The organism is Sphingomonas sp. KR3-1 (assembly GCF_040049295.1).
Lineage (GTDB): Bacteria > Pseudomonadota > Alphaproteobacteria > Sphingomonadales > Sphingomonadaceae > Sphingomonas.
Map to the genome: position 1 here is coordinate 1,405,201 of NZ_JBDZDQ010000001.1, position 13,114 is coordinate 1,418,314.

10 protein-coding genes are annotated in these 13,114 nt (G+C 68.7%); 5 read left to right on the forward strand and 5 right to left on the reverse strand.

The annotated features are described in order from the left end of the window. The first annotated feature begins 77 nt into the window (after window positions 1–77). From ABLE38_RS06925 to ABLE38_RS06940, 4 genes are all read left to right on the forward strand, one after another. The gene (locus ABLE38_RS06925; RefSeq protein ID WP_348973423.1) at window positions 78–902 is read left to right on the forward strand and encodes a sulfurtransferase; all 825 of its coding nucleotides are present in this window, start codon (window positions 78–80) and stop codon (window positions 900–902) included. Continuing rightward, window positions 899–2,080, forward strand: coding sequence for a cystathionine beta-lyase (metC, locus tag ABLE38_RS06930; protein ID WP_348973424.1), 1,182 nt, complete (start codon window positions 899–901; stop codon window positions 2,078–2,080). The genes ABLE38_RS06925 and metC overlap by 4 nt, the downstream gene beginning before the upstream one ends. After that, window positions 2,077–3,348 carry a mechanosensitive ion channel domain-containing protein gene (locus ABLE38_RS06935; RefSeq protein ID WP_348973425.1) on the forward strand — a complete coding sequence of 424 codons (1,272 nt, stop codon included), beginning with the start codon at window positions 2,077–2,079 and terminating at the stop codon, window positions 3,346–3,348. The genes metC and ABLE38_RS06935 overlap by 4 nt, the downstream gene beginning before the upstream one ends. Before the next feature lie 275 nt (window positions 3,349–3,623). Continuing rightward, entirely contained in the window at window positions 3,624–4,763 is a 1,140-nt protein-coding gene (locus tag ABLE38_RS06940) for a GNAT family N-acetyltransferase (RefSeq protein ID WP_348973426.1), read from the forward strand. Between the two features lie 116 nt (window positions 4,764–4,879). Here ABLE38_RS06940 and ABLE38_RS06945 read toward each other — a convergent pair whose 3' ends face one another. From ABLE38_RS06945 to ABLE38_RS06965, 5 genes are all read right to left on the reverse strand, one after another. After that, complete coding sequence (locus ABLE38_RS06945; protein WP_348973427.1) at window positions 4,880–6,664, reverse strand: hypothetical protein; 1,785 nt, start codon at window positions 6,662–6,664, stop codon at window positions 4,880–4,882. Between the two features lie 10 nt (window positions 6,665–6,674). Further along, a complete protein-coding gene (locus ABLE38_RS06950; RefSeq protein WP_348973428.1) occupies window positions 6,675–8,198 on the reverse strand; it encodes a hypothetical protein in 1,524 nt (507 codons plus the stop codon). After that, the gene (locus ABLE38_RS06955) at window positions 8,198–9,913 is read right to left on the reverse strand and encodes a hypothetical protein (RefSeq protein WP_348973429.1); all 1,716 of its coding nucleotides are present in this window, start codon (window positions 9,911–9,913) and stop codon (window positions 8,198–8,200) included. Before ABLE38_RS06955 ends, ABLE38_RS06950 begins: the two co-directional genes overlap by 1 nt. A gap of 44 nt (window positions 9,914–9,957) precedes the next feature. Beyond that, window positions 9,958–10,788 (reverse strand): hypothetical protein, encoded by an 831-nt coding sequence (locus tag ABLE38_RS06960; protein ID WP_348973430.1) that lies wholly within the window; start codon window positions 10,786–10,788, stop codon window positions 9,958–9,960. A 122-nt stretch (window positions 10,789–10,910) separates the two neighbouring features. After that, complete coding sequence (locus ABLE38_RS06965) at window positions 10,911–12,128, reverse strand: argininosuccinate synthase (protein WP_348973431.1); 1,218 nt, start codon at window positions 12,126–12,128, stop codon at window positions 10,911–10,913. A gap of 131 nt (window positions 12,129–12,259) precedes the next feature. Here ABLE38_RS06965 and ABLE38_RS06970 point away from each other — a divergent pair, with 131 nt between their 5' ends. Then, window positions 12,260–13,114: a hypothetical protein gene (locus ABLE38_RS06970; RefSeq protein ID WP_348973432.1), complete on the forward strand. Its 855-nt coding sequence runs from the start codon at window positions 12,260–12,262 to the stop codon at window positions 13,112–13,114.

A 13,114-nucleotide genomic window follows, 5' to 3' on the forward strand; every position in this document is an offset into this window, starting at 1 on the left:
ACCCGGCATCGGCAACGGTTGGACGGAGCGGCCCAAGGCGTTTGCGTGCCGGTTTGCATCCTTCTAGGACGCGAACCATGGATAGCCTCGTAACGACCGATTGGCTGGCCGGCGCGCCGAACGTGCTGGTGCTGGACGCAACCTACACCTCGACGATCCCCGGATCGCCGCCGCGCAACCCGCGCGCCGAATTCGAGGCAGAGCATATCCACGGCGCGCGCTTCCTCGACCTCGATACGCTGGTCGACGACACCAGCCCGCTGCCGTCGACCGTGCCGACCGTCGCGATGATCGCCGAGCGGCTGCGCGCGCTGGGCGCGGACACCGAGACGCAGATCGTCCTCTACGACAACAGCCCGCACCACACGGCCTGCCGCGCCTGGTGGGTGCTGCGGCTGGCGGGCGTCGACGTGGCGCTGCTCGATGGCGGCATGGCCAAGTGGAAGGCAGAGGGCCGGGCCTGCGCCACCGGCCCGCACCACGCCCAGCCCGGCAGCTTCGAACCGCGCACACCCAAGGCGCAGGTCCGTACGCTCGAGCAGATGAAGGGCGAGACCGGCCAGATCGCCGACGCCCGCTCGGCCGCGCGCTTCACCGGCGAGGAGCCCGATCCGCGCGCCGAAGTCGCCGCCGGCCATATCCCCGGCTCGCGCAGCGTGCCCTATCCGCGCTTCTTCAACCCGGATGGCACCTGGAAGCATCCCGACCATATCCGCAGCGTGTTCGAGGAGAGCAGGATCGACCTTGCCCAGCCGCTGGTCACCACCTGCGGATCGGGCATCACCGCGGCGATCCTGGCGTTCGGCGCGCACCTGCTCGACAACGAGGCCGCGCTCTACGACGGAAGCTGGACCGAATGGGGCTCGCGGCCCGAGACCGCCAAGGCATTGGGCCCGGCATGAGCAAGCGCGACAAGACCAAGGTCGTCACCGCCGGCCGCCGCAAGGAATGGACGCAGGGCATCGTCAACCCGCCGGTGTGGCGCGCCTCGACGATCCTCTATGACGATGTCGCGCATCTGCGGGCGAACGGCGCGGCGGACACGCACCACAAGCTGTTCTACGGCCGCCGCGGCACGCCGACGCAGTGGTCGCTCGCCGATGCGCTGACCGAGCTCGAGCCCGGCGCCGAGGCGACCCTGCTCTATCCCTCGGGCGTCGCGGCGATCGTCACCACGCTGCTGGCGCTGCTCTCGCCGGGCGACCATCTGCTGCTGCCCGACAGCAGCTATGACCCGACGCGCAACTTCGCCAACGGCATGCTCAAGCGGCTGGGCGTCGAGACGAGCTATTACGACCCGCTGATCGGCGAAGGCATTGCGGCGCTCTGCAAGCCCAATACCAAGGTGATCTTCCTCGAAAGCCCGGGCAGCCTGACCTTCGAGGTGCAGGATGTGCCGGCGATCGTCGCAGTGGCGAAGGATCGCGGCATCGAGACGGTGCTCGACAACACCTGGGCGACGCCCCTGCTCTTCCCGGCGATCGAGTTCGGCATCGACTATACGATCCTGGCGGCAACCAAATATGTCGTCGGCCATTCCGATGTGATGCTGGGCTCGGTCACCGCGGCACAGGGCAAGTACCAGGCGCTGCGCAGCGCGACCTACCAGCTCGGCCAGACGGCGAGCCCGGACGACGCCTGGCTGGGCGCGCGCGGCCTGCGCACCATGGCGATCCGGCTCGACCAGCATGGCCGCGCCGCGCTCAAGATCGCCGAGTGGCTCAAGGCCCGCCCCGAAGTGGCGCGGGTGCTCCACCCGGCATTGCCCGATTGCCCGGGGCACGAGATCTTCCACCGCGACTTCAAGGGCGCGGCCGGGCTGTTCTCCTTCGTGCTGGACGGCGGCGACGAGGCGGCGCGCGCCGCGCTGATCGACGCGCTCGAGCATTTCGGCATCGGCTATAGCTGGGGCGGCTATGAGAGCCTGGCGATCCCGGTCGACCCGCAGCGCCACCGCACCGCGACGCAGTGGACCGCGGAAGGCCCCGCGGTGCGCCTGCAGATCGGGCTCGAGGATCCGGACGACCTGATCGCCGACCTCGAACAGGGCCTTGCCGCGTTCCGGGCGGCACGCGGATGATGCAGCGCTTCGGCGACTGGCTGGCGGGGCACAACCTCCCCTCGCCACCCGAGCTCACCGAGGCGGGCATCGCTGTCGCGCTCGCCGTCGCGGCACTGGCGCTGGGCTGGTTCGCCGGGCGGACGCTCGGCCGGCGGATTGCGGCCTTCTGGGCGCACCATGTCGAGCATGCCGAGATCTTCACCGGGCGGGTCTGCGAGATCGTGCGCCACGGCGTGGCGGCAGTGCTGCTCGGCCTGGCGCTGGCCGGCTATCCCTGGCACGTGCTCGCCGCGCTGGCGCTGGGCTTCGCCACGGGATCGGCGGCGGCGATGCTGGTGGTCGCGGTGCTGCGCGGGCTGAACCTGCCGCGCTGGCTGGCCTGGACCGTCGCCACGCTCGCCTTTGCAGCGATCCTCAGCCGGACGATCGGCCAGTTCGCCGCGGCGCAGGACGCGCTCAACAAGGTTGGCTTCCAGATCGGCGAGCGCAATATCACCCTGCTCTCGCTGCTCTCGATCGGCGTGACGGTGCTGCTGCTGTTCGCGGCGGTGCGCCTGTTCAACCGGCTGCTCGCGCACTGGATCGCCAGCGCGCGCGGCTTCGATCCGGCGCAGAAGCTGCTCGTCCAGAAGCTGACCAGCATCGCCGCGGTGATCGTCGCCTTCTTCGTCGGTATCGACCTGCTCAAGATCGACCTGACCACCTTCACCGTCTTCTCGGGCGCGTTCGGCCTGGCGATCGGCTTCGGCCTGCAGAAGACGATCGGCAATCTGATCGCCGGGATCATCCTGCTGATGGACCGCTCGATCAAGCCGGGCGACGTGATCGTGGTCGGCGAGAGCTTCGGCTGGGTGAACAAGATCGGCGTGCGCGCGGTCAGCGTCGTCACCCGCGACGGCAAGGAGCATCTGATTCCGAACGAGAATCTGATGACCCAGGAAGTGGAGAACTGGTCGTACACCGATCGCAACGTCCGCGTCCGCATCCCGGTGACCGTCGCCTATGATTGCGACCTGAAGCTCGCCCAGGCGCTGATGCTGCGCGCCGCCAAGGAAAGCCCGCGCGCGCTCAACAACCCGCCGACCAATGTGCGGCTCACCGCGTTCGGGGAGAGCGGCGTCGAGCATGAGATCCTCACCTGGATCAGCGATCCCGAAAGCGGCGTCGGCAATGTGAAGAGCGACGTGCTCAACCGGCTGTGGGTGATGTTCCAGGAGAACGGGATCAAGCTGCCGGTGCCGCGCCGCGACATCCGGATCACGTCGAGCGACGCGAAGCACGACTAGCTTCCTACAGCGAAATTTTCCGCGACTCGGCAAAATGGCCCCAGTGCGCGCCCGCAGCACGTTTTGGCCGCGCTTGGGTTGACTCACTTCGGGCAAACGCCGCGCATCTCGCAACATCCTTGCGCGCGCGGGATCCTATCGTTCCAACAAATCAAAGAGCGGCCGGCGCGCAGCACTCCGGCGACACGAGCCAAGCAGGCGAAATCCTACATTGCAAGCGCATCCGCTCCCCTTGGCCATTGCCCTTGCCCGGGGGCGCTCCTTATCTTGAGCGCGTGCCTGCCTCTCCCGTGACCGCCCGCATCGCCGACGGCGTCGCCTCGATCCCGCCGGAGGATTGGGACGCCTGCGCCGGCACCCGCAATCCGTTCGTCAGCCACGCCTTCCTCTCGATCCTTGAGCGCTCGGGATCGGTGAGCCCGCGCGCCGGCTGGCAATCGCTGCCGATCGTGATCGACGGCGCGGACGGGCGGCCCGCCGCGATCGCCCCGGCCTATGCCAAGAGCCACAGCCAGGGCGAATATGTGTTCGATCATGCCTGGGCCGATGCCTGGGAGCGCGCCGGCGGCAACTATTATCCCAAGCTCCAGGTCGCAGTGCCGTTCACGCCGGTGCCCGGCCCGCGCCTGTTGCTGCGCGACGGGGCGATGGCGCCCGGGCTGATCGCCGGGATCGAGGCGGTTACCGACCAGAACCGGTTGTCCTCGGCGCATGTCACCTTTCTCGACGACGATCAGCTGCCGCTGTTCGAGCAGGCCGGCTGGCTGATCCGTGCGGGCACCCAGTTCCACTGGGCGAACGAGGGCTATCGCGATTTCGACTCCTTCCTCACCGCACTCGCCAGCCGCAAGCGCAAGGCGATCCGCAAGGAGCGCGCCGCGGCGGTGGAAGGGCTGACCATCCGCCACCTCAGCGGCCGCGAGATCACCGAGGCGCATTGGGACGCGTTCTGGGAATTCTACCAGGATACTGGCAGCCGCAAATGGGGACGGCCCTATCTCAGCCGGCTGTTCTTCTCGCTGCTCGGGCAGGAGATGGCGGACCAGGTGCTGCTGATCCTCGCCTATCGCGGCGATACGCCGATCGCCGGCGCGCTCAACCTGATCGGCGCCGACGCGCTCTATGGCCGCTATTGGGGCTGCACCGAGGAAGTGCCCTTCCTCCATTTCGAGCTCTGCTACTATCAGGCGATCGATGCCGCGATCGCGCGCGGGCTCGCGCGGGTCGAGGCGGGCGCGCAGGGCGAGCACAAGCTGGCGCGCGGCTATGCGCCGGTCACCACCTGGTCGGCGCATTATCTCCCCGATCCGGGCTTCCGCCGCGCCGTCGCCGACCATCTCGAGCAGGAGCGCGAAGCGGTGGCGCAGGAGCAGGAATATCTCGGCGAGCTGACGCCGTTCCGCCGGGGCGGGTAGGAAGCTCAGACGACTATCCCAGCCGTTGAGTGAAACAGAAAAGGGCGGGCATCGAGCCCGACCTCTTCTAACCCACCCTAGCCCCTCCCTTGCAGGGAGGGGAATGAGTGAGGTCTTTAGTGCCTTGCCTTCCTGTGCCGTGCCTTCGCCGAGGGGCTGGGGCTCGGCGAGGGGGTCGGCGAGAGCATCGGCAGCGGCGATGCCTCCGCGTCCGGGCTCGCCTCGGGATCGGGCAGGCTGCTGCCGAGCTGATGGCCCTCGCGCAGGATGATGTCGCGCTCCCATCGCGGGATCGGCAGCTCGCCCGGCTCGATCACCGGCGCGGGCACCTTGTGATCGATCTTGAACAGCGCGCTGGCGCCATCGCGCCAGATCGGGATCAGCCCCTGCTCGAAGCGCGGGTTATAGGCCGGCGGCTCGATCATCCAGACATAGTCGAACGCATCGCGCGGGAAGCGCGCCAGCGCCCAGGCGATCGGGCGCCAATATTCGCGCGGGCACTGCACGTCGGTGACCATCTGCGAGGGATCATGGGCGAAGCGCTCGGCCGCGGCATAGCGCACCGTCATCAGCTGCCCGCCCGCCATCGACCATTGATCGTTGGTATAGGCAAGCTTGCGCTCGAGCGCGAGCGCAGGGACGTGCTGGAGGCGAGTCTGCTTCCACTCGTAGCGGCAGGTCTCGCCGACGAAGCTGATCAGCCGGGCGCCCTGGGGCAGATGATCGAGCGCCTTCAATTCGCGGTCATAGGTGCCGCTGTAGAGCGCGAAGCTCCAGGTCGTCGCCGCGATGCGCACGCAGAAGAACGCCATGCCCAGCGCCGCCATCGTCGCGGCGCCGCGGATCGACAGGCCGGGCTTGGGCCGGATCGCGAGGATGCCGATCGCCAGCAGGAACGGCACGAGGCGCATGTCCGCATAGGCCGATCCGAACACGACCCGCGGCAGGAAGATGTAGACCAGGGTCAGGAAGATGCCCGACAGCGCCAGGTTGCGCGAATATTGGATGTTCGGATCGCGCACCGCCTTGAACAGCAGCAGGAACAGCACGCCGACCGAGGCGAGGTCGAACAGCTGCCAGCGATCGCGGAACACCTGGGTGATCCACAGCATCTTGGCGCGCCAGTTGAACATGTCGAAGGTCTGGCCCGAGACATGGTCGCCCGAGCGCCACACCACCATCATCACCGCGGGCGGCGCCAGCACGATGCACTGGAGGCCGGCATAGAACCAGGGCAGCACCCAGCCGCCCCAGATGTCCTGCTTCCACGGCACATGCGGATTGCGGCGCAGATCGTGCTGGCGGATCAGCTCGGCCGAGAAGGCGAGGATACCGAGCAGGCCCCAGCCATAGGTGTGGCAGATCCAGATCAGCACCGAGATCGGCAGGAACACCATCGAGCGGAACAGCAGCTTGCCGAGGCGCGCGAGGCGCAGCCACCAGCCGAACGCGAGCAGCGCGAACGCCATCGACAGCGCGAAATTGACGAAGCCGAAATGGAAGGGGAAGGCATAGGCGAGCGGCAGCGCGATCAGCGCGGTCGCCGGAATCTTGCCGTGCACCTCGCGCGCGATCCACAGCATGCCCGCCACGGTCATCGCCGGGATCGAGATCACCACCAGCTTCACCGCCAGCTCGAGCCCGAAGACATAATGGAGCGGGATGACGAGCAGATCGACGCCGAGATTGCCCATCAGGCTCCAGCGGAAATCATACCATTCGCGCAGGAAACCATATTGATCATAGGTGAACTGGACGCGGTAGCGCCCCATATGGCCAGGCAGGTCGACCAGCGGCGGGATCGTCGGCCAGATCAGCGGAATGATGGCGATGAAGGTGCACAGCGCCACGAACCAGCGCGTCTGCCACCAATGAAGTGATGCCTCCGGATTTCCCTGCATCCGACCGCTATTACCGTTGCCCGGCGCTCCCAGACAAGCCGGCATCGTGACGAACGCGATATATTGAGGACATGCCGTTGCTCCAGGCGAGCGTCACGTCGGGTGCGAGCGCCGGCTGGGGCCGGAATCCGATCACCCAGACATGGGTGAAGACGCGGCGATCGAAGGCGCGGATCGCGGTTGCCGGATCGGTCGGGCGATAGGCGCAGCCCAGCGGATAGACGAGTTCGGACGGGTCCGAGGCATAGGGCTCGGCCTGTTCGTGGCGATGGCGGAGCAGCTGCTGGCCGGCGAGCGTCCACTGCGCGGTCTCGAAGATGTCGCGGCGGGCAAGCGCGATGCCCGAGACATGGGCGAGGCGGCGGCTCGTCCAGTCGGTCGCGCAATTCTCCTGCGCGAGCACCAGCACCGCGGCGCCGCGCGGGATGTGCGGCACGGCCTCGAGCGCCTGTTGCTGGGGCTGGGAAGCGAGCAGCATGCTGATCGTGCCCGCCACCGTGCGGATCACGAAGAAGGCGGTCGCGCCGATCGCCACCGCGCGCTCCCACTTCGCCGGCGGGCGGACCGCGACAAGCGCGATCGCCACGGCCGGGCCAAGCAGCCGCATGTCGGCATAGGCGCCCGCGGCGACGGTGAACGGGAAGATCACGAAGATCGCCAGCCCGATCAGCGCGGCGGCGCCGGCGGTCGGGTCGAAGCGCCAGCCGGGGCGGCGCAGGCAGGTGTAGAGCAGGAACGCGATGGCGAGGACGCTGGCGACGTCGAACCATTTCCAGCGGTCGCGCAGCAACGACGCGACCCAGCCGGGCTTGGCGCGCCACTGGTAATAGACCACCGAGCTGTACTGGGTCGCGACGGTGAGCAGCGCCGGGCCGCCGAGCGGAATGCAGGCGAGCACCGCACCGACCAGCGCGGCGCGCCAGCTGCGGCCGTTGCTGCGCAGCCGGGCAGTCTCGGCGGCGAAGGCGAAGAGGCCGAACATGCCCCAGCCGAAGCTGTGCGCGAGCCAGAGGACGAAGGAGATCGGCATGAACAGGCCGGCGCGCAGCACCAGCCGGTGCTGGCGGCCGAGGCGGATCCACAAGGCCAGCGCGGCGATGGCGAGGGCGCTGGCCAGCGCGAAGTTCACGAAGCCGAAGATGAAGGCGTAGTTGTAGGCGAGCGGGAACGCCGCCAGCGTCGCCGGCGACATCCGCCCGCCGCTCTCGCGCGACAGCCAGGCGAGCGCCGCGGTGGTGAGCAGCGGGATCGCCACCACCGTCCATTTCGCCGCCGCCTCGACGCCGAGCAGCGGCGCCAGCGCGTAGACGATGCCGTCGACGCCGAGATTGCCGATCAGCGCCCAGTGATAGGTCCAGTGGCGCTGGAGGTCCGCCGACCGGGCGATCGCCTCGGCGACATGGTAGCGGCCGATATGCGCGGGCAGGTCGATCAGCGGCGGCAGCGCGGGCCAGAGCAAGGGCACGCACGACGCCAGGATCGCGGCGAGCGCGAACCAGCGTGTCTCCCACCAGCGGACCGCGGCCTGCGGCATCAGTGGCGCGAGACCAGCCGATAGACGCGCGGTGCGTCGCCGGTGCCGGGCACGGGCGCGAGCCAGCCGGGCACCGCGCCGGCGCGCAGGCTCGCGGCCAGGCTGTGCGGATCGCCGTTCTCCTTCGCGAAACGGTCGAGATCGCCCGAGCAGAAGGCGACATAGTCGATGCCCCAGGCCCGCGCGATCGCTTCCGATTGCGCGGGCGGGCCCATGAAGAAGTCAGTCATGGCACGATTCCCCCGATTGTTGCGGTGATAGGGTGCCGCCAGCACCGCATGCGGCGTGGCGGCGAGCGCATAGGCGCCGAGGTCGAGCGGCGCGAGCAGATGGCCGGGCGGCAGCGCGGCGAGCCGGGCGAGGCTCTCGGGCGCGGTGCAGTCGGGCCCGGGCTCCGCCCTGGGCGGGAACAGCGCCGTGCCGGCGAGCGGATAGAGGATGCCGGTCGCGACGATCCAGGCCGGCGCGAGCAGCAGGAGGCCCCGCGCCCGTGCTGCCGCGATCGTCACCGCCAGCGCGGGGGCGGCGAGCAGCGCGCCGGCATAGGCGCCGCGCAGCTGGAAGCAGGTGATCGCCAGCGCCGCCAGCTGGAGCGCGGCGAGGAGGATCCAGCCGGGCGTGCAACGGCGCCACGCAAGGACGAGGGCGGCCACCAGCCCGGCCAGCGCCAGCCCGGCATAGGCGATGGCATTGGCCGGCGACGCACCGAACAGCAGCTGCGCCTCGCCGACCTTGGCGAGCCAGACGCGCGCGAGCAGCGGATCGACGGCGCCATAGGGGCTGAGGCACTGCGGCGCGAGCAGGAGCACCGCCAGCGCGGCGGCGGCACCGGCAATCGCGGTGGCGACGATCCGCGCCCGGAAGCCCCTCGCCGCGGAAAGATCGAGCAGCGCCAGCCCGAGCGGCGCGAGCGACGCGCACTGTGCCGCGCGCCACACGATGCCGGTGAAACCGTCACAGGCGGGCACGCCCCAGCCGCTGGTGCGGAAAAGCGCGGCTGCCCCCGCCAGGGCCAGCGGCAGCGCCATGCCGAAGCCGAACAGCCGCGCCCGGCTGCCGGGCCGGTCGGCCACCCAGAGCAGCACAAGCGCAGCGCCGGCGATCGCGAGCAGCGGCAGGGTCTCGAGGCCGATGACCAGCGACGCCGCCGTCGCCAGCGCGGCGACTGCGCCGGCTCGGAAGCTCCCGGGACCGGTTAGCGCGCGCACCAGCAGCAGGAGCAGCACCATCTGCAGCGCGTGGTGATCGATTCGCCCGGGCAGGAACAGGCTGGTCGCCGGATAGGCCAGTGCGGCGAGCAGGGTCGCGGTCGCCGCCGGCGCGCCGAGCCGCCGGGCGATGCTGCCGGTCAGCGCCAGCGCGGCGAAGAATTGCAGCGCCGGCCACAGGATCAGCGCGGCCAACGTCGCGCCGGAGATGCCGAACCAAGGAGTGAGCGTGACGATCAGCGCCGCGGGAACGAGATCGGGCAGGCGCGACCAGTGCATCTCCAGCCCCGGCGCCAGGCCGAGCCGGTGCTGGGCGAGGTCGCCGAACGCCTGCCCCGCCAGCCAGTCGCGGATCTGCTGCAGCCGCACCATGTCGTCGGTATCGGGGAGCCGGAACGCCGCCAGATCGTGCCAGCCGCGCACCGTCCAGGCGACGCTCAGCGCCACGGCCAGCAGCAGCGCGACGCCGAGGTCGCGCCACGCGGGGCGGGGCGGGCGGAATTCCATCCGCCCGCGCTAGGGCATCTTGGTTAATCCCGCGTTAGGAGGCGCTAGCGCGAAATCACCCAGCGGCCGTCGTGGAAGCGATAGACATTGGGTGACAGGCAGCGCTGCCGGCTCGCACAATCCTCGCGCACCGATTGCTTGAACTGCTCGAGCCGAGGTCCGTCGGGCATGCGACCGACAAACACATAGTCGTCCGCGACAACGGTGAGGAGAAAATCGGGGCCGGCGGTCTCGGAGACCGCTGCCCAACCCTTGGCATCGGTCAGCAGGCTCGCGAGATAGGGCTGGTCCTGATAGACGACCACGCCTCGTGCCAGCCTTGCCGGATCGGGCAACGCAGGGAGCTGTGCTCTCGTCTGCCGTAACGCCCGCATCCATGCCTGCTCGCGGTTCAAGCCGAGTTTGACCAGCGCCTCAGGCGGCACGGTGGAGACGCTATCCGGCGCATTGGAGACGAGCACGGCGAACAAATCGTCGCCAATTGGTTCAGCAACGTGCGCCGGCACATGCTTCATGTATTCCGCGCTGTGCACCGCAATGCGCAACGAAGCGACGGTCGGCGCCGGCGGCACCGGATTCCGGACGACCTTGTCGAGGAACGCGGAGCGCGTCGCGGTGCAGACCTCCACGGAAGCATGTCGACAGAAGCCATAGATGCGGTGGAAGTTGAGCGTGATTTGGGCTCGACCGCCCCCCTTGAGCGACACCGACAGCGGATCATCGCGCTGCGTCACTTCGACGCCCGGCAGCCGTTGCTTGATCTGCTCGATCATGTCCGCGACGAAGCGCTGTTTGTCGCCGACTTGCGCACTGCATCCCGTGATCGAGAGCAATGCGCCACACGCCAGCAAGATCGCTCGCCGTTTCTTCGCCATTCCGTGTCCCCTCGGTTCGATGAGAACAAAGAGATAACAGAATGAAGTCGAAACGGACGGAGACTATGTCCAGTTCGGACATAGTCCCGGCGGGCGCACGCGCACCCGCCGGGCCCCGAAAATCACAGGTCGCGGCGGCCCAGCAGACGCAGCCGCAGCGCGTTGAGCTTGATGAAGCCGGCGGCGTCGCGCTGGTCATAGGCGCCCTGGTCGTCCTCGAAGGTCACGACCTTCTCCGAGTACAGGCTGTAGGGCGACTTGCGGCCGGTGACGATCACGCTGCCCTTGTAGAGCTTGAGGCGGACGGTGCCGGTCACCTTCTCCTGGCTATGGTCGATCGCCGCCTGGAGCATCTCGCGCTCGGGGGCGAACCAGAAGCCGTTGTAGATGAGCTCCGCATAGCGCGGCATCAGCTCGTCCTTGAGATGGGCGGCGCCGCGATCGAGCGTGATCTGCTCGATGCCGCGATGGGCGAGGTGATAGATGGTGCCGCCCGGCGTCTCGTACATGCCGCGCGACTTCATGCCGACGAAGCGGTTCTCGACGAGGTCGAGGCGGCCGATGCCGTGCTTGCGGCCGAGCTCGTTGAGCGCGGTGAGCAGCGTGGCGGGCGACATCGCCTCGCCATTCAGCGCTACGCCGTCGCCGCGCTCGAAATCGATCGTGATGACTTCGGGCTCGTTCGGCGCGTCTTCCGGGTTCACCGTGCGCGAATAGACGTAATCGGGCACTTCCTCCCACGGATCTTCGAGCACCTTGCCCTCGGACGAGGTGTGGAGAAGGTTCGCGTCGGTCGAGAAGGGCGATTCGCCGCGCTTGTCCTTGGCGACGGGGATCTGGTGCTTCTCGGCGAACTCGATGAGGCGGGTGCGGCTGGTCAGGTCCCACTCGCGCCACGGCGCGATCACCTTGATGTCCGGGTTGAGCGCGTAATAGCCGAGCTCGAAGCGGACCTGGTCATTGCCCTTGCCGGTGGCGCCGTGGCTGACCGCGTCGGCATTGACCAGCTTGGCGATCTCGATCTGGCGCTTGGCGATCAGCGGCCGCGCGATCGAGGTGCCGAGGAGATACAGGCCCTCATAGAGCGCGTTGGCGCGCATCATCGGGAAGACGAAGTCCTTGACGAACTCCTCGCGCACGTCCTCGATGAAGATATGCTCGGGCTTCACGCCGGCCATCTCGGCCTTCTTGCGCGCCGGCTCGAGCTCCTCGCCCTGGCCGAGATCGGCGGTGAAGGTCACGACCTCGCACTGATATTCCTGCTGGAGCCATTTCAGGATCACGCTGGTGTCCAGCCCGCCCGAATAGGCGAGGACAACGCGGTTGATCTTGTCTGACATGGGCGACTCCGGGAACCTTCTGGGAAAACCGGGGCGCTCTAGGGTTCATGTGCCGCTTCCGCAAGTTTTGCGGCTGGGGCATGCTCGGGCGGCACGATTCGCGAGGGGAAGACGCGCCGATGGGTGCCCTGTTGCCACTGCTCCTCATGGCCGCGACGCCCTGCCCCGCCGGCGCGCGGATCGCGACCTGGCAGGGCATGACGGTGCGCCGCCGCGAGGCGCCCGAGGGGATGGACGGCGTCACGATCGCCTTTTGCCGGGGCGAGCATCTCGTCCGCCGGTTCGCGCGGCCCGACGCGCTGCGCTGGACGCGGTTCAAGGCGCTCGACCTGGATGGCGACGGCCGGCCGGAACTGACCAGCACTGCCTGGACCGGCGGCGCGCATTGCTGCTTCACCCAACTCGTCTTCCGCGCAGACGGCAGGGATGTGGTGGCGACGCAGCTGAACCAGCAGGATTTCGAAGAGAGCAGCTGGCGCCGCCTGCCCGGATACCGGCGCCCGGTGCTGCTGCTCTACGATTCCAGCTCGGCCTATGCCTTCGGCGCATTCTCCGAAACCGTCTCGATGCCCTATGTCGTCGAGATCGGCCCGCAGGGCTTCCGCCTCGCCGCGCCGCTGATGCGCGCACGCGAACCCGGCTGGGGCCCCGCGGCGCTGCGGCACGGGCCGGCCGCCTGGGCCGAATTCCTGCGCCACAATGGCGGCTATGACACCCGCCTCGCCCGCGTCGAAGCGCCGGAGAAGCGGCTCGCGGCGGTGCAGAAGCTGGCGACGGACGATCCGGGCGGCGGCGCGCTGCTCCGCGCCGCCGAGGAGCATATCAAGCTCTATTGCTATTATGATGCGCAGTGCGACGTGCCGGGCCTGGTCCGCGCGATCGAGGGGCCACAGGGCAATGCGCTGGGCGGCTTTCCGGCGCTGGTGAAGACGATGCGCGACTCGAACATCATGAAGTTGCGCCGTGCCCCGACGGGCTGGCGCTAG

Coding starts and splice junctions, on each gene's coding strand:
- ABLE38_RS06955 (WP_348973429.1), bottom strand. CDS start 9,913: ATGGAATTCCGCCCGCCCCGCCCCGCGTGGCGCGACCTCGGCGTCGCG.
- ABLE38_RS06925 (WP_348973423.1), top strand. CDS start 78: ATGGATAGCCTCGTAACGACCGATTGGCTGGCCGGCGCGCCGAACGTG.
- ABLE38_RS06950 (WP_348973428.1), bottom strand. CDS start 8,198: ATGCCGCAGGCCGCGGTCCGCTGGTGGGAGACACGCTGGTTCGCGCTC.
- ABLE38_RS06965 (WP_348973431.1), bottom strand. CDS start 12,128: ATGTCAGACAAGATCAACCGCGTTGTCCTCGCCTATTCGGGCGGGCTG.
- ABLE38_RS06960 (WP_348973430.1), bottom strand. CDS start 10,788: ATGGCGAAGAAACGGCGAGCGATCTTGCTGGCGTGTGGCGCATTGCTC.
- ABLE38_RS06945 (WP_348973427.1), bottom strand. CDS start 6,664: ATGCAGGGAAATCCGGAGGCATCACTTCATTGGTGGCAGACGCGCTGG.
- metC (WP_348973424.1), top strand. CDS start 899: ATGAGCAAGCGCGACAAGACCAAGGTCGTCACCGCCGGCCGCCGCAAG.
- ABLE38_RS06935 (WP_348973425.1), top strand. CDS start 2,077: ATGATGCAGCGCTTCGGCGACTGGCTGGCGGGGCACAACCTCCCCTCG.